The organism is Pseudidiomarina piscicola (genome assembly GCF_902806985.1).
GTDB classification, from domain to species: Bacteria; Pseudomonadota; Gammaproteobacteria; order Enterobacterales; family Alteromonadaceae; genus Pseudidiomarina; species Pseudidiomarina piscicola.
On the sequence record NZ_CADCXY010000001.1, the window covers coordinates 772,026 to 791,862 of the forward strand.

At 49.1% G+C, this 19,837-nt stretch carries 25 protein-coding genes; 7 read left to right on the forward strand and 18 right to left on the reverse strand.

Features of this window, described 5'->3' with window-relative positions:
* Positions 1 to 34: 34 nt before the first annotated feature.
* The 4 genes from PSI9734_RS03845 to fur all read left to right on the forward strand — a co-directional run bounded on the left by PSI9734_RS03845 (position 35) and on the right by fur (position 2,180).
* Entirely contained in the window at positions 35 to 811 is a 777-nt protein-coding gene (locus PSI9734_RS03845; protein ID WP_173919773.1) for an alpha/beta fold hydrolase, read from the forward strand.
* 69 nt (positions 812 to 880) lie between these two features.
* Positions 881 to 1,096, forward strand: coding sequence for a DUF2788 domain-containing protein (locus tag PSI9734_RS03850; RefSeq protein WP_173919980.1), 216 nt, complete (start codon positions 881 to 883; stop codon positions 1,094 to 1,096).
* Positions 1,097 to 1,136: 40 nt separating this feature from the next.
* Positions 1,137 to 1,661, forward strand: coding sequence for a flavodoxin FldA (gene fldA, locus PSI9734_RS03855; protein ID WP_173919774.1), 525 nt, complete (start codon positions 1,137 to 1,139; stop codon positions 1,659 to 1,661).
* 72 nt (positions 1,662 to 1,733) lie between these two features.
* Positions 1,734 to 2,180 (forward strand): ferric iron uptake transcriptional regulator, encoded by a 447-nt coding sequence (gene fur, locus PSI9734_RS03860; RefSeq protein WP_173919775.1) that lies wholly within the window; start codon positions 1,734 to 1,736, stop codon positions 2,178 to 2,180.
* On the opposite strand, the gene PSI9734_RS03865 is transcribed toward fur, so the two are convergent.
* On the reverse strand, positions 2,177 to 2,410 hold the full coding sequence (locus PSI9734_RS03865) for a putative signal transducing protein (protein ID WP_173919776.1): 234 nt from the start codon (positions 2,408 to 2,410) through the stop codon (positions 2,177 to 2,179). The two genes, fur and PSI9734_RS03865, sit on opposite strands and share 4 nt — an antisense overlap.
* Before the next feature lie 18 nt (positions 2,411 to 2,428).
* Positions 2,429 to 3,103, reverse strand: coding sequence for a Fe2+-dependent dioxygenase (locus PSI9734_RS03870; protein WP_173919777.1), 675 nt, complete (start codon positions 3,101 to 3,103; stop codon positions 2,429 to 2,431).
* Between the two features lie 91 nt (positions 3,104 to 3,194).
* Between PSI9734_RS03870 and PSI9734_RS03875 the strand changes: the two genes are divergently transcribed.
* Positions 3,195 to 3,995, forward strand: a complete 801-nt coding sequence (locus tag PSI9734_RS03875; protein WP_173919778.1) for a hypothetical protein — start codon at positions 3,195 to 3,197, stop codon at positions 3,993 to 3,995.
* 36 nt (positions 3,996 to 4,031) lie between these two features.
* On the opposite strand, the gene glnS is transcribed toward PSI9734_RS03875, so the two are convergent.
* The 6 genes from glnS to PSI9734_RS03905 form a co-directional block, all read right to left on the reverse strand.
* Positions 4,032 to 5,693 (reverse strand): glutamine--tRNA ligase, encoded by a 1,662-nt coding sequence (gene glnS, locus PSI9734_RS03880; protein WP_173919779.1) that lies wholly within the window; start codon positions 5,691 to 5,693, stop codon positions 4,032 to 4,034.
* Positions 5,694 to 5,785: 92 nt separating this feature from the next.
* Positions 5,786 to 6,727 (reverse strand): 5-oxoprolinase subunit C family protein, encoded by a 942-nt coding sequence (locus tag PSI9734_RS03885; RefSeq protein WP_173919780.1) that lies wholly within the window; start codon positions 6,725 to 6,727, stop codon positions 5,786 to 5,788.
* Entirely contained in the window at positions 6,720 to 7,403 is a 684-nt protein-coding gene (gene pxpB / locus PSI9734_RS03890) for a 5-oxoprolinase subunit PxpB (RefSeq protein ID WP_173919781.1), read from the reverse strand. Before pxpB ends, PSI9734_RS03885 begins: the two co-directional genes overlap by 8 nt.
* Positions 7,403 to 8,146 carry a 5-oxoprolinase subunit PxpA gene (locus tag PSI9734_RS03895; protein WP_343039739.1) on the reverse strand — a complete coding sequence of 248 codons (744 nt, stop codon included), beginning with the start codon at positions 8,144 to 8,146 and terminating at the stop codon, positions 7,403 to 7,405. The genes pxpB and PSI9734_RS03895 overlap by 1 nt, the downstream gene beginning before the upstream one ends.
* Before the next feature lie 13 nt (positions 8,147 to 8,159).
* Positions 8,160 to 8,450 (reverse strand): hypothetical protein, encoded by a 291-nt coding sequence (locus tag PSI9734_RS03900; RefSeq protein ID WP_173919782.1) that lies wholly within the window; start codon positions 8,448 to 8,450, stop codon positions 8,160 to 8,162.
* A gap of 6 nt (positions 8,451 to 8,456) precedes the next feature.
* Entirely contained in the window at positions 8,457 to 8,618 is a 162-nt protein-coding gene (locus tag PSI9734_RS03905; RefSeq protein ID WP_173919783.1) for a hypothetical protein, read from the reverse strand.
* A gap of 152 nt (positions 8,619 to 8,770) precedes the next feature.
* Between PSI9734_RS03905 and PSI9734_RS03910 the strand changes: the two genes are divergently transcribed.
* Entirely contained in the window at positions 8,771 to 9,271 is a 501-nt protein-coding gene (locus PSI9734_RS03910) for a hypothetical protein (RefSeq protein WP_173919784.1), read from the forward strand.
* On the opposite strand, the gene PSI9734_RS03915 is transcribed toward PSI9734_RS03910, so the two are convergent.
* From PSI9734_RS03915 to PSI9734_RS03930, 4 genes are read right to left on the reverse strand one after another with little or no spacing between them, the layout of a single operon-like run.
* Positions 9,268 to 10,032, reverse strand: a complete 765-nt coding sequence (locus tag PSI9734_RS03915; RefSeq protein WP_173919785.1) for an SDR family oxidoreductase — start codon at positions 10,030 to 10,032, stop codon at positions 9,268 to 9,270. The two genes, PSI9734_RS03910 and PSI9734_RS03915, sit on opposite strands and share 4 nt — an antisense overlap.
* Positions 10,029 to 11,105: a phosphotransferase family protein gene (locus PSI9734_RS03920; RefSeq protein WP_173919786.1), complete on the reverse strand. Its 1,077-nt coding sequence runs from the start codon at positions 11,103 to 11,105 to the stop codon at positions 10,029 to 10,031. Before PSI9734_RS03920 ends, PSI9734_RS03915 begins: the two co-directional genes overlap by 4 nt.
* Position 11,106: 1 nt before the next feature.
* The gene (locus PSI9734_RS03925; RefSeq protein ID WP_173919787.1) at positions 11,107 to 12,333 is read right to left on the reverse strand and encodes an acyl-CoA dehydrogenase family protein; all 1,227 of its coding nucleotides are present in this window, start codon (positions 12,331 to 12,333) and stop codon (positions 11,107 to 11,109) included.
* 53 nt (positions 12,334 to 12,386) lie between these two features.
* Entirely contained in the window at positions 12,387 to 13,361 is a 975-nt protein-coding gene (locus PSI9734_RS03930; protein WP_246194707.1) for a LysR family transcriptional regulator, read from the reverse strand.
* A gap of 90 nt (positions 13,362 to 13,451) precedes the next feature.
* On the opposite strand from PSI9734_RS03930, the gene PSI9734_RS03935 reads away from it, so the two are divergent.
* Positions 13,452 to 14,012 carry an FMN-dependent NADH-azoreductase gene (locus PSI9734_RS03935; RefSeq protein ID WP_173919788.1) on the forward strand — a complete coding sequence of 187 codons (561 nt, stop codon included), beginning with the start codon at positions 13,452 to 13,454 and terminating at the stop codon, positions 14,010 to 14,012.
* Between the two features lie 14 nt (positions 14,013 to 14,026).
* Here PSI9734_RS03935 and PSI9734_RS03940 read toward each other — a convergent pair whose 3' ends face one another.
* The 6 genes from PSI9734_RS03940 to sucC all read right to left on the reverse strand — a co-directional run bounded on the left by PSI9734_RS03940 (position 14,027) and on the right by sucC (position 19,735).
* The gene (locus PSI9734_RS03940) at positions 14,027 to 14,992 is read right to left on the reverse strand and encodes an MBL fold metallo-hydrolase (protein ID WP_173919789.1); all 966 of its coding nucleotides are present in this window, start codon (positions 14,990 to 14,992) and stop codon (positions 14,027 to 14,029) included.
* Positions 14,993 to 15,014: 22 nt separating this feature from the next.
* Positions 15,015 to 16,304, reverse strand: a complete 1,290-nt coding sequence (locus tag PSI9734_RS03945) for a hypothetical protein (RefSeq protein WP_173919790.1) — start codon at positions 16,302 to 16,304, stop codon at positions 15,015 to 15,017.
* A 52-nt stretch (positions 16,305 to 16,356) separates the two neighbouring features.
* A complete protein-coding gene (locus tag PSI9734_RS03950) occupies positions 16,357 to 16,647 on the reverse strand; it encodes an excalibur calcium-binding domain-containing protein (protein ID WP_173919791.1) in 291 nt (96 codons plus the stop codon).
* Between the two features lie 95 nt (positions 16,648 to 16,742).
* Positions 16,743 to 17,606, reverse strand: a complete 864-nt coding sequence (locus PSI9734_RS03955; protein ID WP_246194709.1) for a DMT family transporter — start codon at positions 17,604 to 17,606, stop codon at positions 16,743 to 16,745.
* Between the two features lie 90 nt (positions 17,607 to 17,696).
* On the reverse strand, positions 17,697 to 18,569 hold the full coding sequence (sucD, locus tag PSI9734_RS03960; protein WP_173919792.1) for a succinate--CoA ligase subunit alpha: 873 nt from the start codon (positions 18,567 to 18,569) through the stop codon (positions 17,697 to 17,699).
* Positions 18,569 to 19,735: an ADP-forming succinate--CoA ligase subunit beta gene (gene sucC, locus PSI9734_RS03965; protein ID WP_173919793.1), complete on the reverse strand. Its 1,167-nt coding sequence runs from the start codon at positions 19,733 to 19,735 to the stop codon at positions 18,569 to 18,571. Before sucC ends, sucD begins: the two co-directional genes overlap by 1 nt.
* Positions 19,736 to 19,837: the final 102 nt, after the last annotated feature.

Here is a 19,837-nt window from a genome sequence, read left to right on the forward strand (position 1 = left end):
TACCCAACGGACCACAAGGGTACAGGAGTTCGATATGTCAGATCCGCAACAAAGTATCGTAAATCACGAAATTATGGGCTCCAAAGGCCCTACAGTACTGCTTATTCATGGATTATTCGGCGACTTAGATAATTTAAAACGCCTCGGCCGTGACCTGGCTGACGACCACCGGGTCGTCGTCATGGACTGCCGCAATCATGGTGATTCATTTCATAGTGACAGTATGAATTATGCTGCGATGGCCGAAGATGTAAAACACTTACTCGATCATCTCGAGATTGATCAAGCTAGTCTTGTTGGGCACTCCATGGGTGGCAAACTGGCAATGGAGTTCGCCTTAACTTACCCTGACCGAGTGAAGAAACTGATTGTGGCCGATGTCGCTCCCGTTGCTTACGATGCTCGGCATCGTCATATCTTGGACGCTTTAGAAGCTATGGACATGACGACCATTCAATCGCGTAGCGACGCCGATAAGGCGCTCGCCGCGGCCATTGACGAGCGAGGCGTACGACAGTTTCTGTTGAAAAACCTTAAACGCGACAATGACCACTATCAATGGCGCTTAAATTTAGCCGTCATCGACCAGTGCTACGAAGAGATTTCCGGAGGTGTTCGCGAAGGAACATTCTCAGGCCCGGTGCTTTTTATTAAAGGCGGCAACTCAAACTACCTTACTGAAGCACACCGCGACGCAGTTAACGCACGCTTTGAAAATGTCGACATTAAAATAATCGAAGGTACGGGCCATTGGTTACACGCCGAAAAGCCCCGTGTATTTAACCGGCTAGCGCGCGGATTTTTAGAGTAACCACCTCGCACGTGCGGCCTGCGCATGTTATAATCGGCCTTTGTATTTAACTGAATGAGTGTTGCTGTCATGCTGTCACAACATTACGAAACCATCGAGATTCTTGGCACCAATATCGCTATTGGAATTCTGTTTCTCCTTATTGGTCTCGCCATTCAAGACGTGCTCACGAAGAGCAACGTACCAAAATTTGGCCGTTGGTTTGTTTGGCTGGTGCTGTTTCTTGGCTGTGCCGGTTTTATCGCTAAAGGTATTATTCAAGTAATTTGGGAAGCTGGAATTTAACCGGCACTCCGTTCATTTCAATAAAGGTAGTAGTACATCTATGGCTAGTGTTGGAATTTTCTTCGGTAGCGATACAGGTAACACCGAAGCTATCGCACAAATGATTCAAAAAGACTTAGGCAAAAACCTAATTGATGTGTTTGATATTGCCAAGTCGAGCAAAGAAGATATCGCCAGTTATGACCTGCTGATGTTGGGTATTCCAACATGGTACTACGGCGAAGCTCAATGTGATTGGGACGACTTTTTTCCTGAGCTTGAAGAAATTGACTTCAATAATAAGTTGATTGCGATCTTTGGCTGTGGCGATCAAGAAGACTATGCTGAATACTTTCTTGATGCTATGGGAACAGTTCGCGATATCGTTGAAGCGCGTGGTGGTATCATTATTGGTCATTGGCCAACCGCAGGGTACGATTTTGAAGCCTCTAGAGCGTTAGTCGACGACGACCACTTTATCGGCCTTGGCATAGACGAAGATCGCCAACCCGAACTCACTAAAGAGCGAGTCAAGCAATGGTGCGCTCAACTTCGAGACGAAATGGCCCTCGACCAATTAGCTTAATTGGTCGTTCCCTTTCCCGCTGAACTTTGCCTATAATGGCTTCAAGCTTAATTAACGAGAAAGTGAATTCTAATGAGCAGCAATGGTGAAGAACAACTAAAGAAAGCAGGACTAAAAGTTACCTCTCCACGAGTCAAAATCCTTGGAATCCTGAAAAGCCCAGACAATCAGCATATTAGTGCTGAAGATGTCTATAAGATTCTGTTAGAGATGAATGAAGAAATTGGTTTAGCCACCGTCTATCGCGTGCTAAATCAATTTGAAGACGCTGGTATTGTGACCCGCCATCACTTTGAAGGTGGCCGTTCGGTATTCGAGCTTAGTGCTAAAGATCATCACGATCATCTCGTTTGTTTGACCTGTGGTCATGTCTACGAATTCGAAGATGAGATCATTGAAGAGCGCCAGCTTAAAGTCGCCAAAGAACATAATATCGAGCTGACCAATCACAGCCTTTATCTCTACGGTGAATGCAAAACGCCCGAAAGTTGCGTGAATAATATCTCAGACGCTGATTAATCAGCGTCTGTTATCGCAAACTCGCCGTTCTCATAACCTTTAATAAGCTGCGTTGCCGAGTCAATGTCTTCATCGGCTACCCATAGCTTAGCAAAGCCGGTTGCGGCCAAGTCACCGACCGCGCCTTGCAAATAAAAGCCGCCACTATGACAAGCGATACCGTTCGATTCGAGTAAGCCTTTCACTAATTCCGCTTCAACCACGTTGTCCGCTTGAAATACACACTGCATAAATCACTCCGTTCAGAATTAGCGCTTGGCCCAGCGACGTAACAAGTTATTGTAGGTTTTACTAAGTTGGTCAAACTGGCTTGTTTTGCCATGGGCGTTAAATTCATACTGCAGACTCTGGAACAGATCAAAACAGATCTCGCGTTGCTGAGGCTCTCTTAACAAACTTTCAATCCATCCCACCATAGCTGTACGTGTTCCCGCTGAAACTGGATTCACTCGGTGCAGAAAGCTACTGGGATAAAGCAATAAATCGCCGGCGTCTATACGCCAAGAACGCTCACCTGAGCTATCCTCAATCACCAGTTCACCGCCCTCATAATCTGCTAACGGTGTTAAACCTAAGGTAAACGAGAGATCCGTGCGAGTGCTTATGGCCACACCACTGTCGCGTGCAAACATTAGCGCGTCGTCCATGTGCGTGCCGTAACTTTGCCCAGGCTGATAGCGGTTAATCATGGTGTTAACAAACTGCAGTGGACGCGCAGCCTGTTGCACCATTTCATGTTGCTGCAGCCGCTTCAGTAGTAATTCGATTAACGGATGCGGCGCCCGCAACTGCTCATTGTCTTTCACACCTTGCGCCGCCCAGCCGGCACTTTCCCGACCGTTCGCAAAGCTTGCGCTGCCTAATTTGTCCTGAATAACCGACAAGGTACCGGTATCAATAACCTGTTTAATATGTAGGATCATCTTCGCCGCTATTGAGAATGACTCTCATTTGTGAAATTATAGGAAGTATAACTAATCTATTGCTGATAACGCAATGTAGAAGGTCATTACCATGAAAGAGAAACGTAAAGTTTGGCTCGCAGTTAGCGCAGCTGTTTTAGGTTCATCAGTTGTTCACGCTGATGGTATCGATACGAATGCCCCCCACCCGCACACCATGAGCGTTGTTGCCCCCTTTGAAGGTGGCGGCGGTGAAGGCGAAGGCGAAGGTTCTGGGAGCGTTGACTTACGCACCAATGACAGCGCCTACTTAGCGCACTTAGGGCTTATTCGTGGCCACTTGTATGTTGGCAAGAAGCTCTATGATGAAGGTCATTTAACAATGGCAAAAACCCATATGAAGCATCCTGAGGATGAGCTTTATGCGGCGCTCATTCCAGCCTTTACTGCGCGGCAAGTGCCGGGCTTTGGCGCTAAACTGAGTAATCTAGCCGACGCGGTGAACGGTGAGCTTGGCGAAGCAGCGGTGAATGCTGCCTATAAAGATTTAATGACGGCAATTACCACTGCTGAAGCCGTCACTGAGAAATCTGTCAAAGCAGTTTTGATGAGTTTAAGTACCATGTTACTGACCGCTGCCGAAGAATATGACTTAGGTGTAGAACAAGGCACTGTGGTAAACGTACATGAATTTCAAGATGCCTATGGCTTCACGCAAATCGCCCATGCTCGCATCAATGAGTTGTCTGCAGCGCAACGTGAACAAAACAGTGACGCCATTGCCGAGGTTGAAGCCCTGCTTAAAGACTTACCTAACCTGTGGCCAACAATTACTCCAGAGGGTGTCGTAGAGGGGGACTCTAGTACCTTATACGCAACCGCAGCACGCATTGAGCTGGCAACCTTAAATTAACCGATCGCCAGCCTCAATAGTGTCGACGAAGCCTGATCAGGCTTCGTCGTTCCAGGTGTCTCTTAAGCCCACGGTTTGGTTAAACACGAGATGCTCAGCTGAACTGTCTTTGTTATCGGCACAGAAGTAACCAATACGCTCGAACTGAAATGACTTTTCAGCTTCCGCATTTACCATTCCAGGTTCAACAAAGCCTTGCTTCACCACCAGGCTGTCTGGGTTTAACGTACTAAAGAAGTCTTCTTCGGCCGCTGGGTTAGGCACTTGGAACAGTCGGTCATATAAGCGAAACTCTGCTGGCTTAGCGTGCTCAGCGGCAACCCAATGAATGACCCCCTTCACTTTACGACCGTCTGCTGGAGCTTGACCTAGAGTCTCTGGGTCATAGCTACAGTAAATAGTGGTGATAGTACCCTCACTATCTTTCTCAACCCGCTCTGCTTTAATCACGTAGGCGTTGCGTAACCGAACTTCTTTGTCTAACACTAAACGCTTATATTTTTTGTTGGCAGACTCACGGAAATCTTCTCGCTCGATATAGATTTCGCGCGCAAACGGAACTTCGCGAGTACCCATTGTTTCATCATTCGGATGATTCGGTGCTTGTAGTTGTTCAACTTGCCCTTCTGGATAATTCTCGATCACGAGCCGGATCGGGTCAATGACCGCCATGGCACGTGGTGCGCCATGATTAAGCTCATCACGGATACAGGCTTCAAGCATGCTCATTTCGACTTGATTATCCATTTTTGTCACGCCGATACGGTGACAGAATTCACGCACCGAATGTGGCGTGTAGCCGCGCCGACGCATGCCGGCGATCGTTGGCATACGCGGATCATCCCAACCACTTACTTTGCCGTCTTCAACCAACAAATGTAACTTACGCTTGCTCATCACCGTGTACTGTAAATTGAGGCGCGAGAATTCAATTTGCTGCGGATGACAATCAATACTGATGTTTTCCAGCACCCAGTCATACAACCGGCGGTTGTCCTGAAACTCAAGGGTACACAACGAGTGCGTAATCCCTTCTAAAGCATCCGAGATACAGTGGGTGAAGTCATACATTGGATAAACACACCACTTGTCACCAGTTTGGTGATGATGTGCAAAACGAACGCGATAGATCACCGGGTCGCGCAGAACCATGAACGGCGAACTCATGTCGATTTTAGCGCGTAGTGCTGCCTTACCTTCTTCGTATTTTCCGGCGGTCATATCGGCGAAATGCTTTAAGTTTTCCTCGACCGAGGTTGCGCGATAAGAGCTGTTAACACCAGGCTCTTTCAAGGTACCACGCATTTCTCGCATTTCTTCTTGGCTGGAAAAATCAACATAAGCCAAGCCTTTCTCAATCAATTCCACCGCAAAACCATGCAACTGATCAAAATAGTTTGAAGAATAGCGCGGCTGGCCTTGCCACTCATAACCTAACCAACGCACATCGGCTTCGATTGACTTCACAAAATCAACGTTTTCTTTCAGTGGGTTAGTGTCGTCAAAGCGTAAGTTACAGGTTCCCTGATAGTCTTCGGCGATACCAAAGTTAAGCACGATCGACTTAGCGTGACCAATGTGCAAAAAGCCATTAGGTTCAGGCGGAAAACGAGTATGAACCTGGCTATGTTTACCACTGGCCAGATCCTTGTCGATGATATGACGAATAAAGTTACTGCGAGGCGCGTCGGCTGCCATGGAATTTACGTCTCCAAACATCAAAAAATGAGCGTTATGATCGCAGTTTATGAAGCGGCTGGCAAGGCTTGAAGGCTTACCCCCACGCCCTTTTACCGCAGGATATTAAAAAACCTACGAACTTGGCGTAACTCGCGCTGTGCTTCATCAAGTGGCAACCAACGGAACTGAAACTTACGCCCTGCTGGTAGTTGCGCTAACAGGCTACGTGCGGTCCAACTCAACACACCTATTTTGGGATAACCACCAAGGGTTTGATGGTCATTCATCATCACAATAGGCTGACCATCTGGCGGCACTTGCACACTTCCTATCGGCAGCGGTTCAGAAATCATATTACCCGGAACCTCAGTCAGTGGCTGTGGCCCCTGTAAGCGAATGCCCATACGATCTTGCTTGGCGGTGACTTGGTACGTTTGTTGCACCAACAGGTCACGTGCCGCGGCGTTAAATTGCTGGAATTGTGCTGCAGGTATTAATGATAACGTCGGTCGACTTGGTACTGCGGTCATTACCCGGCTACTTGGTCGTCGACTCTCAAGAGTCTGTTCAGGGCTTGGCAGTGTTGCTATCACATCACCTGCTGCTAACGGTGTGCCTTGTTGTGAAAGGCCGCCGAGCCGATCTCGTACCACGGTGGCGACACTACCGAGCACCGGCTCCGCACTAAAACCTCCGGCCACCGCCACATAGCAACGTAAGCCAGAGTCATTGGTGCCTATCGTTAAGGTATCGCCGGCTTGGGCTTGGTTCACGCGCCACGTTTTCATGGGGCGTTTATTGAGCGTTAGCGGATAGTCGGCACCGGTTACGACAAATAACGTCTTGCGCAGGAAGGTGAGACTAAATTGCCCGAGGGTTACTTCAATTTGTGCTGCATCAAAGGCGTTACCAAGTAAGCGGTTTGCCCACAAGAACGCGCGTTCGTCCATCGGCCCACCTTCAGTCACCCCTTGCGCTTGTTGACCAAAGCGTCCGAGGTCTTGCAATGTCGCCAATAGTCCCGGCTGTTCTATCCGCACCCCGTCAGTCATGGTTGACTCCATGGGCTTTACATTGCTCGGCAAACTCCGCGCGACTTATGGCATTAAATTGTACTTTATCGCCGGGGGTTAGACGCGGCCACGTAACAGCGCGACCAATCACTTGCCACCCTCCTGGTGATGTTTGTGGGTAAAGTGCCGTTTGTTGGCCTGCAATCGCGACGCTGCCCTGCACCACTTTTTGTCGTGGCGTATCATGCCGGGCGACTCTAAGTTTTTCATCGACATCGCCCATATAGGCAAAGCCCGGAGCAAAACCTAAAGTGTAGACATGATAAAGTCGATCCGTATGTAAGCGCACGACCTCATCGGTTGACATCCCTAAGGTCGCTGCAACAGTTTCGAGATCGATGCCAAGCTCGGCATCATAACAAACATCGATCTGATGCTGACACACGTCTGACTGGGTTTTATCTTCAGCGGCGAGGACTTCCTCGACAAGTGGTCTAAGGGCCTGCTTGACTTGCGCTTCATTGCATTCGAGCACGTCGTAGTACAGCAGCAAACTACGATAACTGGTAACCACTTCAACCACCCAATCGTAGTCGTTGTGGTTAAGTAGGTAAGCCAAACGATGAACTTTGGCGTTGATCTCAAGGTCAATTTCTTCTTCAAATTGCACCATCAGTGCATCAGCCGCAGCTGTTAAGAAGTCCCAACGCATCATTATAACCTTTCACGAATGGCTTTTATCGCTGCCACCGCCTGCGGATTGTCACCATGCACACACAAGGTGTCAGCAGACAGCCGTAATTCGGCACCATCATGGGCTTGAATCACGTCACCACGGGCAAACGCTACGGCTTGTTCGACAATCGCTGCTTGCTGCTGCAATACTGCGCCTTCAAACTGCCGCGCCCGGAGTTCGCCGTTAGCTTCATAGCGGCGATCAGCAAAGGCTTCAAACAACAATGGAACATCATACCTAGCAGCTATATTTGCTTCTGTATCAGATTTTAATTTGGCCAGCGTCATCAAAGCCAACGGCTTAGCCCGACCGCGATTCATGGCATGCAGTGTTCGTACAACCACCGCAAATAGTTTACTGTCCGTTTGCATGGCGTTGTACAGAGCACCGTGAGGCTTCACGTAGCTCAGGCTTACTTGCTCAGCATGGCAAATAGCTTCTAAGGCACCAATTTGGTGTAGCAACATTGCCCGCAGTTCATCTTCACTAAACTGCATTGCCCGACGACCAAAGCCATGCCTATCGGGGTAACTCGGATGGGCACCTATCAGTACATTATGTTGTTTTGCCAAGCGTACCGTGGCTTGCATAATATTGTAGTCACCGGCGTGAAAACCACAGGCGATATTAGCGCGGTCGATAAATGGCATCACTGCAGCATCATCACCCATCTGCCAAACGCCATAGCCTTCACCTAAGTCACAGTTGAGATCCATGGGCATGTTTCGCTACGTGTTAAAGGGCCAAAGAGATAACTGCGAGCACGGCAGCAATCACCGGAACCCAAAGAATGGGCGATTGATACCAGCGCAGCGGTGGTGTTTCTGAGCGTTGTTGGGCAGCTACGGTGCGTTGTTCCGCAGTGCTACGTTGCCCAAGTAGAAAGTAGACACCGAGCAAAATCAAAAACAAACCGAACCAGCGCCAACTTGCAGTGTTGCCTCCCGCGGGCGCCAAAACAGCCGCTAACAAACCAGCGACAATAACCGCAAGCGAACTAATACGTTTTATAATACTACTGTTCATTGTTAATTATTTTCCCTTGTTTTTGGCGGCTCGCCACGCAATATAGAATCCTAACCAACCACCGCCTTCCAGCAGCGCACCTAGGATTATCGTGCTTAAATTTTGTTCCCAGATACCGCTAAAGAACACTGCAACGCCAATTACTATGACAATAATTGCATAAATCATAAAGGCTCCTTATTGGTGTTGTCACCATAACTAATCTTAGCCTAATAAGGAAGTATCCGTACTCGCGGTGATTGTTATTCGTAAAAGGTATCCGCTACACTGACCAACAACAGTTACCTCGCATCGACAACACCAAAGGAACCGTAAAAGTCATGGGATTTTTTCGCAGCATAAGTAACTTTACCAAACGTCTGGGCCTCTGGTTTATTGCCGCAGGCGTAACACTGACTGTGGTTTTTGTCGGGGTCTTCATTTACCAATGGTCGACCTACCAACCGGAACAACCACAGGCTAGTAACTGCCAAAAAATACAGGGGCTGAGTACCGCCGACAATGAGGCACAGCTTGGCCTCTATCGTTGCCAACGAGGCAACGATCTAAGCTGGGAAGGCCACGAGGTATGGGTTTATAAAGCCTATGATGACGAGTGGCAACGCTTAGCTACGTCGCCACTGAACAAGGGCTGTTTGCAACTTGTCTTGGATGAACGGCAACTTACCATTCAGCATAGCAGTTCACGTGGCGAGTTAAGCATTGCCATCACATCGTTTGTTTACCCGCACGCCGCAGGGGGCGCCAGCACGCTAAGTATTGCGACCCAGCGTGTCAATCAATGCCGGCCGTTAGAAGCAACAACAAAGGTGATGAATTAACCGAGCTTCATCACCCACTTTAGCGGTAACCGCTTCATTAAAAAGCCGATCACGGCCCATGGCCAGCTTGGTACATACGATTGTACAGGCTCTTTGTCGATCGCTTTCACTAACAAACGACAACCGGTTTCGTTATCAATCATAAAGGGGGTGTTTTTGACCTTTTCATTGATTTCCGAGCGGATATAACCGGGCAGAATACAGCTCACCTTAATCGGTGAATTCGACTTTATCAGATCGGCTCGGATGCCTTCGGTCAGTGATAGCAAACCTGCTTTTGTTGCCGCATAGACAGTCATTGCCCTAGGCATGCCACGCAGTGCGCTGATCGAGCTCACGGTAACTAGATGCCCACTATTTTGCTCACGGAAAATCTCTAGCGCAGCTTCGCACTGAGCCAAAGCTGCAACAAAATTGGTTTGTGCGGTTTGCACATTGGCATAGAAGTACCCCGTGCCCAACGACGCTCCCTTGCCCATACCGGCATTCACGATCACCCGGTCAAGGCTGCCAAATTCCTGCTTAAACTCTTTAAACACTCTAAACACCGCATCATGATCATTCACATCAAGTGCTTTAATGCTGACACGCGTCGTCGGATACGCTTGCTCGAGTTCTACCTTTAATTGCTCAAGCCGGTCGGTACGCCGCGCACACAAGGCAAGATCGCGCCCTTGCTTGGCAAACTCACGTGCCATTCCCTCGCCCAAACCTGAGCTTGCGCCGGTAATAAGTATTGTTTTACGCACTGCTTGGGTCATACTTTCCCCTGCTGTTTAATAAGTCGGCGACAACGCCAATGTAAATAATGCACCAAAAACCAAAAGTTTTTAAAGGCTGGATTCCGAGTTTGTTTATGATGATAACGGTAATAGATTTGCTGCGCGATCACGCTAAGTCGAAACAGCCCAAATACTTCGTAAAAGGTAAAGTCAGCAACATCAACATCCATACGCTGGCAATAGTATCGAATTACCTCGTCGCGACTTAACATGCCCTGTAAATGGGTAGGTTGCCTGCGCGTTGAACGAGCGATCGCATCATCGTCCGCTTGGATCCAGTAGGCAAGGCTGTTACCAAGATCCATTAATGGATTACCCAAAGTAGCGAGTTCCCAGTCCAACACACCAATAATTTTAGTCGGGTCTTGCGTATCTAACACTAAATTGTCGAAGCGAAAATCATTGTGGGTCATGCACAAGCGTTCATTTTGTGGCTTATTTTGTTCGAGCCACGTCATGATGCGTTCGCTTTTCGGAACATTCCAAGTTTTGGCTTGCCGATAACGCTTATTCCAACCCAGTACTTGTCGTTCCGTGTAGCCTTGCCCTTTGGCTAAATGATCAAGCCCGTGCGCATGAATATCGATTTGGTGTAACTCGATTAAACAATCGAGTGCGTTTTCACAGAGCTTACGTGTTTGTGGCTCACTTAAAGATAAATCGCGGGGCATATTCTTGCGCGGTATAATACCGGCCACCCGCTCCATAATATAAAACTCGGCACCAATCACCGTCTCGTCATCGGTATAGTGCAACATTTTAGGCACATAGGGGTAGACGTCTTGCAGTGCTTTTTGCAGGCGGTATTCACGGCCCATATCATGCGCCGAAGCGGCCTTAGTTCCTGCGGGCGGTCGCCGCAAAATCCAATCGGCATTGGCAAACTGCAAACGATAGGTCCAATTCGAGGCACCTCCGGCAAACTGTGTGACCTCGAGTTCGCCTTGCAAGTGCGGAAAGTGGTGAGTTAAATAGCTCGCAAGCTGCTGTATTGGCAGCTCTTCACCTTCGCGCACTGTTCCTGCTTTATCTTCTAAGCCCGACTGAGCCATACTAGCGCTCCCGATACTTGTTGAGCTCAACTTTGGCAATGGTTGCCCGGTGTACAGCATCTGGACCATCGGCGATACGCAGCGCACGCGCAACAGCAAAGAGCTGAGTCAGCGGTGTGTCATGACTCATACCCGCACCACCGTATAGCTGAATGGTTTCATCAACCACTTGTTGCAATACATTTGGCGCGGCTACTTTAATTGCAGAGATCTCGGCTAAGGCCTTCATAGCGCCTACCTGGTCGATCTTCCATGCTGCGAAAAAGGTTAACAAACGTGCTTGGTCAATACCTATGCGCATATCGGCCACACGTTCCATATTTCCACCTAACTGAAGTAACGGTCGGCCAAACGCAATGCGTTCTTGGCCACGTTGCATATACAGTTGCAAAGCTTTTTCAGCGGCACCTAAAGCCCGCATGCAGTGGTGAATACGACCTGGTCCTAAGCGCCCTTGAGCAATTTTGAAGCCGTCGCCAAGCCCTGCGATTAGGTTCTCTTTCGGTACCCGCACGTTATCGAACCTTACTTCACCATGGCCGTAAGGTGCATCATACTCGCCGAACGCAGGCAGCATGCGCTCAACACTAACGCCCGCGGTTTCAAGGGGAACAATGACCATCGAGTGGCGCTGATGTTTAGCTGCTTCAACGTCAGTAAGCCCCATAACTATGGCGAACTTAGCATCTGGATGCCCTAATCCGGTTGACCACCACTTGCGCCCGTTGATCACCACATCATCGCCATCAGCAACAATCGAGGTTTGCATATTGGTCGCATCTGACGAAGCAACATCAGGTTCGGTCATACAGAACACCGAACGTATGTCTCCCGCCAACAAAGGTGTAAGCCATTGCTGCTTTTGCTCAGCACTACCGAAATGATAGAGCACTTCCATATTACCGGTGTCAGGCGCATTGCAATTGAAAATTTCAGGCGCTAGCAGACTGTGCCCCATCACTTCGGCTAAGGGTGCGTATTCCAGCGTAGACAAACCGGCGCCCAGTTCAGCGTCGGGTAAGAATAGGTTCCATAACCCCTGTTCACGGGCTTTTTGCTTTAGTTCAGCAACCGCCGGCGGTACCTGCCAATGACGCCAATCACCATCTGGATTAATGCGCCGTATGTCTTTGTGATAATCCGCCTCGATCGGCTCTATATTCTCTTTTATAAATTCTATCAGACGTTTACGGTACTCAAGCGTCTTCTCAGTAGGACTAAAATCCATGGTTTTTCGCGCCTTTTTCAAACAATCGTTTAAATGATTGTAGAGAGCATTGGTCATCCGATCAATAACGAACGTTGCGCTAACGCAGGAATATGTTCCACCATGAAGTCAATAAAGACTCTGACCGCGGGCAACAAGCCTCGTCGATGCGGATAAACGAGGTGCATAATACCTACCGGTAACTGCCAATCCGGCAGTACCTGTTGCAGTTGTCCGGCAGCCACAGCCTCAGCACACAGGTAATTGGGCAAGGCGACTAAGCCTTGCCCCTGCACTGCGGCCTGTCGAAGTACCAACATATCGTCGGTCACTAGACGCGGTTGAAAACTTACCGTTAATTGCTCTCCGTCGCTGGCCAAAAGTTGATAGCCATAGCGCCCACTGGTGTAATGCAACGACAGGTGAGGAAACTGTAACAGGTCAAGAGGATGCTTCGGAATTCCATAGCGAGCAATAAGCTCTGGTGCACCATATAAAGTGCTGGGTGAGTCAGACAATGGCCGTGCAATCAAACTGGAGTCTTCAATACTCGAACGAACCCGTAGTGCAACATCAACGCCTTCATCGACAAGGCTTACCGGTCGATTGGTTGCAAATAGCTGCACGTCAACTTCGGGGTAGCGCTGCATAAATACGGGTAGTAATTCTGTTAACAAGCTTTGGCTCAAAGCGTAAGGCGAGCTCACTTTGACTCGGCCTCGCGGAATATCGCGTACTTGCTGAGTAACTTGCTGCGCGGCCTCAGTCGCACTTTCTACCGCCTCACAATGAATCAAAAATGCTTGGCCAATGTCTGTCAGTTTTAGGCCGCTGCGCGTGCGGTGGACAAGGCGTACCCCCTGCTCCTCTTCAAGCTCAGTCAATCGCCGGCTCACCGTCGACTTGGGCATTTCTAATGCGCGCGCACCAGCACTGATACTACCAGCGCGAACCACGCGGGCAAAAATAAGGTAATTCGTGAGATCTGGTAATGACATAACACACCCCGCAGCGATAGCACCCATGCTATCGTTCCATTTATGGAACATAAAATTCCATTATAGACATCTACCACCAATTTTGGAACTTGTTAAACTGTCGGCATCGTTAAGTCATACGCACAACTATTGGAGTTCATTATGAATTTACTACATTTAGACTCAGGCATTTTTCTTGAACAATCCGTAAGCCGCAAACTAAGCCAGCAAATTGTCGATCGTATTTCGAGCGACGCCGATACTATCGTTTATCGCGACCTGGTGACGGCCCCCATCCCGCACTTAGATGCAGAGTCACTGCTCGCCAACAACGAACCGCTAACAATGCAGCTATTAGATGAGTTAAAAGCTGCCGATACCATCGTTATTGGCACCCCAATGTACAACTTTACGATTCCTACCCAATTAAAAGCTTGGCTCGATCGGGTACTCAAAGCGGGAGTTACCTTCAACTACACTGAGCAAGGACCAAAAGGTCTCCTCGAAGGAAAGAAAGTTTATATCGCTTCGGGCCGCGGCGGAATTTACAGTGAAGGGGAAGCAGCGGCGATGGACCATCAAGAAAGCTACCTGCGTCAGGCGCTTGGCTTCATAGGTATTACCGACGTGCAGGTAATTCGAGCTGAAGGTGTAAACTTAGGCGACGAACCTCGCCAGCAAGCTCTCGCAGCTGCTGACGAGGTCATTGCAGAACTGATTTAAGGTTTTGCCAGCACCTATTGAATATCAGTCGTGTAGTTGGCGGGTATCCAGCGGTACCCGTCATTAACCTGCTTGAGACGACCAATCCCTGGAAAAGAAATATGCGCACCACCGACCCAATAGCCATTTTCAGCGATGGTTTTAAACAGTTGCAAACGCTGCGCACGAGCCTGCTCGGGATTACTATCGTAGGCGATCGTCACCTGCGGATACGGAAACTGCACCGCTGCGACATGCAAGGTATCGCCCCACAGAACCATGGTCTCTCCTTGGCTTTGTAGATGATAAACGCTGTGCCCCGGCGTATGCCCAGGCGTAGGGTTGACCACGATACCCTCGTGTAATTGCTCACCGTCGCTAAAGGTTACCAACGCATTCGCCTGTTGGTAGGGGCCGAACACCCGCATAGCATTTTTAAACCCACCTCGACGCTCCTCGGCAACCTGCTGCATTTGCTCTTGATTTAGCCAGTAACCGGCTTCATCTTCATGTACGTAAACGGTGGCGTTTGGAAAAGCACGCTGCTCGCCATCCACCAGACCGCCAATATGATCGCCATGCATATGAGTAATGTAGATCGCATCAATGTCAGCCGCTTGATAACCGGCCGCATTTAAGTGCGACTGTAATTTACCTAAACTTTCGCGAACACCACTGCCCATCCCCGTGTCAATGAGTACTTGCTGTTCACCCGTATCAACTAAGAAGCTATTAATCGACCCTTCAACGGGCGACGTTAAGTACTCGGCTGCCAACGCCGCCTTAATTTTGTCTTCGTCCCAGTGCAACAGCCGATGTGCCGGCATCGCGCCAGTGCCGTCGTTAAGCGCTGTGATACGAAGTTCACCCACATTCATGTGATAGTAACCTGGTGCCTGTTGCACCTTAGCGTCATCGGCCCACGCGAGGCCACCGGCTAAGGTACTTAGTAACGCGGCACTATAGAGTGCCAAGCCTTGGGTAAAATTGGAATTTGCCATTTTAACTGTTCCTCTCGTTTCGCTAGAGCGTCGGTAGTCGCTGATAGCGTGTTTGAATACGCTCTCGAAGTTGCGCCGCAAAGGCGTCATCGGTCAATTCGCTAAGTAACTCAAAATACAATGGGGTCGCATTGGTTCGCGGCGCGTCGGTTAGCTGTTCTACGTACATAAACCATAAAAAGAACAAACCGTGGGGGTAGGTCTTCTTTATGTATTGATCGATCTCGGCGGCCCAAAGTAAGCCACAGGCGTAGTGCACTTGATAACGCTGCTCAGTGCTAACGCAGGTTTCACGCGCTGTTGCCACACGTCGATCAAGATAAACACCGTTCGTACGGATAGAGCGCAAGTAACTGAGCGCCATAAATTCGGCCGCCCCCTCGTGCAGCCACGCATCCTCATTGCTGAATTGGCTGGCTTGATAAAGGTGGGCAAACTCATGGGCCACAAACCACAGAGTGTCCTCGACAAAGTATGGTGCATTCGCACGTTCCGCTAAACTGTGCCCATACCAGTGCAGCACCATTTGGTTGGCAACAACGCCTCCTTGATAGCCAAATTGACCATTACGAGTAGCACTAAATGAGGCCAATAACATCGGTCGTTCAGTTAGGTGCGGCATACGTTGGTTGAAGTAATTTGTTAGCGGCGGCACGTCACGAGTTAAGCTGCGCTTCAATGAATCAGGTAGAATTGGATCGATGATCGTTTCAAACTTGGTGTCGCTTGCCGCCATCAGCTGTTGCGGGCCCACATAAACCATTTGTCCGTCGCTTGCCGACTCTTGCCAAGTAAGTTGCCCTCGTTGTGACTGCTCTGGTAAACGAATAAAATCGGCTAAGGGGGCCTGCATCGTGAACTGGTAGGAAAACTTTAAAGCGCTCGCACAATGCTCGGGGCATACCTTGAAACGTCCGGTAAACCAAGCGGTACCGCCATCGGAAAACGGTGTAAAGGGGGCATAGTCTTTGCGCAGTGCCACATAACTAGCATCAAGTTTAAACGCCACCGTGGTAAATGTTTGTCCGTCGACGCGGGCTATATACTCGTGACCTGTTTCACTATCTATCGCTAAGTAGAACTCTGACTCTACTGGTTGCCAACGCTGTAGGCGTGTGTGGTCGGGATTGCGAACAAAGGTAACGCGGGCCACTTGTTCATCAAATTGATAAACCACAAACCATTCTTTTTCTGCGCTTTTGGTGACGTTCACCTGTATCCTGGCATGTGAGTTTGCGTCTAGCCACGCTGCCGCAAGCCAGATAACAATGGCACAAACCAAGAGTGTACCCAGTACAAGCTTTTTATGCATTTGCCGAGCCTAAGTCGTGTGTTCAATCTCAAGGGTAGCTTAAAACGGGAGGTTACTCGATGGGAAAGTCTTCTTCGCAAGGAATACCGTTATCATTGTCGTCGAGTTGCGTCTCCGGACAGTTGGTTAAAAAGAACAAGGCTTCATCTTGAGACCTCATTTGCGCACAGTATTTTCGGCCATCGCAGCGATATTGCGGGTCACGCTTAAACACTGCCCCCTGCACCCCCTGCACGATCTCTTTGACTAAACCGCGTTCTTCACCCTTTTGTGCTGCTTGTTGATTAAGATGATAATTCCACGCCGCCAAAGCTAGAATCGCTAACAAAATCCACTTTTTCATTTGCTGTCTCCGCAGTACGGCCCAAGGGTGTGATTCTTTTCTAATTTTTAGCCTAGCGTATTATCAAAAATAGTAAACCTATAAATAAAGCTGGGTCATTTTGTTGGTGTTATGTTACCACGGTTTTTGATAACAACGAATATACTGATTAAAATGATGCCACTGGCAATGGTAAATCGCTGGCTAATTGCTTCCCCGACAAACAGGTTACCGCCTAACGCCGCAATAATTGGGACACTCAATTGTGCGACAGCAGCGGTGGTAACACGCAACTGTGGTAGCACCTTGAACCAAATGGCATAACCCACAGCGGAGGTTATCGCGCCAGAGCTTAGCGCTAGCACCGTAGCGGCTACCGACCACTGCTGCCAGCTATCAATCAAAAACACCAACGGTAAGCCTAAAATGAGTGCTCGCCCAAAATGTACTTTGGTATCTTTTAACGGCGTCAACGCCCCGCGACCTAAGGTGCTGTAGGCGCCCCACGCAATGCCGGCACTAATCATGAGTACACTCGATGCCAGTGACAGCGGCTGTGAAAACTGCGGAAGAACGAGGTAGCCAAAGCCGCCCAGCGCACAGCAGATACCAACGATCTGGGTGAGGTTATGACGCTCTCCACGTAACGCTGACAAACCTAGCATCGTGAATTGTACCGCGGTGAATAAAATAAGGGCGCCAATGCCTGTCGCGAGCCCCACATAGGCATAACCGAAACCTGCCGCATAGACCAGTAACCATAGCGCGCCCCACCATGAGGTGGGCTGCGAGCGTGGTGGCTCAGCCCGACCTCGCCCTGCTAGCACTATGAGTACTGCTGCCCCGCTGGCGAGCCGAAGCAAGGTAAAGCTGGCAGGATCCATTTGATACTCGACCAGTGCCCAGCGGCAAAGCACCGAATTGCCCGCAAACGCCAGCAAAGCGAGGAATGTTAAAGTAAGCTTTTGTGGAATTTGCACGGGCTTCGCGTCACCTCACCAACAAAAAAGGCATTGTCGCTACCGACAATGCCTTTTGATTCACTATGCACAGTCTTTTTAACTACGCACTTACCAACCGGTTTTCTCACGTAAAGCTTTACCGATGTCGGCTAAGCTACGAACCGTTTTAACACCTGCAGCTTCAAGGGCAGCAAACTTCTCGTCTGCAGTACCTTTACCACCAGAGATGATGGCGCCGGCGTGGCCCATACGCTTACCTGGAGGCGCTGTAACACCAGCAATGTAAGATACCACTGGCTTGGTCACGTGGTCTTTGATGTACTCTGCTGCTTCTTCTTCAGCCGTACCACCAATCTCACCGATCATGACAATAGCTTCAGTTTCTGGATCTTTCTCGAACAACTCAAGAATGTCGATGAAGTTAGAACCTGGGATAGGGTCGCCACCGATGCCCACACAGCTAGACTGGCCGAAGCCTTCGTCAGTGGTTTGCTTAACAGCTTCATAGGTTAAGGTACCTGAGCGTGAAACGATACCCACTTTACCCTTCTGATGAATATGACCAGGCATGATACCGATCTTACACTCGTCTGGCGTAATTACTCCTGGGCAGTTTGGACCCACCATACGTACGCCTTTATGCGTTAAGTATTCCTTAACGTAAAGCATATCGATGGTTGGGATACCTTCGGTGATACATACGATCAATTCGATGCCCGCATCCGCCGCTTCAACGATAGAGTCTTTACAGAAAGGTGCAGGTACATAGATAACAGATGCCGTTGCACCGGTTTCTTCTACAGCTTCACGAACAGTGTTGAACACAGGTAAACCTAAATGCGTTTGACCGCCTTTACCTGGAGTGACACCACCGACCATTTGCGTGCCGTAGTCGATTGCTTGCTCAGAGTGAAAAGTACCCTGACCGCCAGTAAAACCCTGACAAATAACTTTGGTGTTTTTATCGATCAAGATAGACATTATTGACCTCCTGCCGCAGCAACCACTTTATCAGCAGCGTCAGACAAGCTTTCTGCTGCGATGATGTTAAGGCCACTTTCTGCTAATTTCTGACGTCCCAATTCTGCGTTGTTACCTTCAAGGCGTACAACAACTGGAACTTTCACGCCAACTTCTTCTACTGCGCCCATGATGCCTTCAGCGATCATGTCACAACGAACGATACCACCGAAGATATTGACCAATACTGCTTGCACAGCACTGTCAGACAGGATGATCTTGAATGCTTCAGTGACGCGTTCTTTGGTTGCGCCGCCACCAACGTCCAAGAAGTTAGCCGGCTCGCCACCCGCTAACTTAACGATGTCCATAGTACCCATCGCCAAGCCTGCACCATTCACCATACAGCCAATGTTGCCATCAAGAGCTACATAGTTAAGCTCCCAGTTTGCCGCTTGCGCTTCACGCTCGTCTTCTTGCGAAGGATCGTGCATTTCTTTGATTTTCGGCTGGCGATACAACGCGTTGCTATCGATGTTGATTTTACCATCCAAGCAATGCAAGTTGCCTTGCTCGGTGATCACCAACGGGTTGATTTCAAGCAGTGCGAAATCGTACTGTTCGAACATCTTCGCCAAACCTAAGAAAATAGAGGTGAACTGCTTAACTTGCGTCGGGTTAAGACCCAGTTTGAAGCCAAGTTCACGACCTTGGAACGGCTGTGCACCCACGGTTGGGTCGATCACAGCTTTCAAGATTTTTTCAGGTGTCTCTTCAGCGACTTTTTCGATCTCAACACCGCCTTCAGTTGACGCCATGAACACAATTTTACGTGTTGCACGGTCAACGACAGCGCCTAGATAGAGTTCAGAACCGATATCGGTCAGACTTTCAACCAAGATTTTCGCTACTGGCTGACCGTTAGCGTCTGTTTGATAAGTCACTAAGTTTTTACCTAGCCAATCGCTCGCAAATGCGTGCACATCGTCAAGGCTAGAAACAAGTTTTACACCGCCCGCTTTACCGCGGCCGCCGGCGTGGACTTGGGTTTTAACAACCCAACGATCACCGCCAATTTTTTTGGCAGCTTCAACGGCTTCATCCGCAGTATCAACTGCGTGGCCTTCAGATACTGGCAAACCGAACTCTTTAAAGAGTTGTTTAGCCTGATACTCATGCAAATTCATGATGATCTTCCGATTCGTTTGAACAACAAAAGCAGCGTCGTGCTGCTTACCCGAAAATTCGCGCGTATTTTACAGTTATGCGCGCAAAAAAGACAGCCGCAA

Bases quoted from the DNA above. Each gene is read 5' to 3' on its own strand.
- PSI9734_RS03845 (WP_173919773.1), top strand. From the start codon at position 35: ATGTCAGATCCGCAACAAAGTATCGTAAATCACGAAATTATGGGCTCC.
- PSI9734_RS03850 (WP_173919980.1), top strand. From the start codon at position 881: ATGCTGTCACAACATTACGAAACCATCGAGATTCTTGGCACCAATATC.
- fldA (WP_173919774.1), top strand. From the start codon at position 1,137: ATGGCTAGTGTTGGAATTTTCTTCGGTAGCGATACAGGTAACACCGAA.
- fur (WP_173919775.1), top strand. From the start codon at position 1,734: ATGAGCAGCAATGGTGAAGAACAACTAAAGAAAGCAGGACTAAAAGTT.
- PSI9734_RS03865 (WP_173919776.1), bottom strand. From the start codon at position 2,410: ATGCAGTGTGTATTTCAAGCGGACAACGTGGTTGAAGCGGAATTAGTG.
- PSI9734_RS03870 (WP_173919777.1), bottom strand. From the start codon at position 3,103: ATGATCCTACATATTAAACAGGTTATTGATACCGGTACCTTGTCGGTT.
- PSI9734_RS03875 (WP_173919778.1), top strand. From the start codon at position 3,195: ATGAAAGAGAAACGTAAAGTTTGGCTCGCAGTTAGCGCAGCTGTTTTA.
- glnS (WP_173919779.1), bottom strand. From the start codon at position 5,693: ATGGCAGCCGACGCGCCTCGCAGTAACTTTATTCGTCATATCATCGAC.
- PSI9734_RS03885 (WP_173919780.1), bottom strand. From the start codon at position 6,727: ATGACTGACGGGGTGCGGATAGAACAGCCGGGACTATTGGCGACATTG.
- pxpB (WP_173919781.1), bottom strand. From the start codon at position 7,403: ATGATGCGTTGGGACTTCTTAACAGCTGCGGCTGATGCACTGATGGTG.
- PSI9734_RS03895 (WP_343039739.1), bottom strand. From the start codon at position 8,146: ATGCCCATGGATCTCAACTGTGACTTAGGTGAAGGCTATGGCGTTTGG.
- PSI9734_RS03900 (WP_173919782.1), bottom strand. From the start codon at position 8,450: ATGAACAGTAGTATTATAAAACGTATTAGTTCGCTTGCGGTTATTGTC.
- PSI9734_RS03905 (WP_173919783.1), bottom strand. From the start codon at position 8,618: ATGATTTATGCAATTATTGTCATAGTAATTGGCGTTGCAGTGTTCTTT.
- PSI9734_RS03910 (WP_173919784.1), top strand. From the start codon at position 8,771: ATGGGATTTTTTCGCAGCATAAGTAACTTTACCAAACGTCTGGGCCTC.
- PSI9734_RS03915 (WP_173919785.1), bottom strand. From the start codon at position 10,032: ATGACCCAAGCAGTGCGTAAAACAATACTTATTACCGGCGCAAGCTCA.
- PSI9734_RS03920 (WP_173919786.1), bottom strand. From the start codon at position 11,105: ATGGCTCAGTCGGGCTTAGAAGATAAAGCAGGAACAGTGCGCGAAGGT.
- PSI9734_RS03925 (WP_173919787.1), bottom strand. From the start codon at position 12,333: ATGGATTTTAGTCCTACTGAGAAGACGCTTGAGTACCGTAAACGTCTG.
- PSI9734_RS03930 (WP_246194707.1), bottom strand. From the start codon at position 13,361: ATGTTCCATAAATGGAACGATAGCATGGGTGCTATCGCTGCGGGGTGT.
- PSI9734_RS03935 (WP_173919788.1), top strand. From the start codon at position 13,452: ATGAATTTACTACATTTAGACTCAGGCATTTTTCTTGAACAATCCGTA.
- PSI9734_RS03940 (WP_173919789.1), bottom strand. From the start codon at position 14,992: ATGGCAAATTCCAATTTTACCCAAGGCTTGGCACTCTATAGTGCCGCG.
- PSI9734_RS03945 (WP_173919790.1), bottom strand. From the start codon at position 16,304: ATGCATAAAAAGCTTGTACTGGGTACACTCTTGGTTTGTGCCATTGTT.
- PSI9734_RS03950 (WP_173919791.1), bottom strand. From the start codon at position 16,647: ATGAAAAAGTGGATTTTGTTAGCGATTCTAGCTTTGGCGGCGTGGAAT.
- sucD (WP_173919792.1), bottom strand. From the start codon at position 18,569: ATGTCTATCTTGATCGATAAAAACACCAAAGTTATTTGTCAGGGTTTT.
- sucC (WP_173919793.1), bottom strand. From the start codon at position 19,735: ATGAATTTGCATGAGTATCAGGCTAAACAACTCTTTAAAGAGTTCGGT.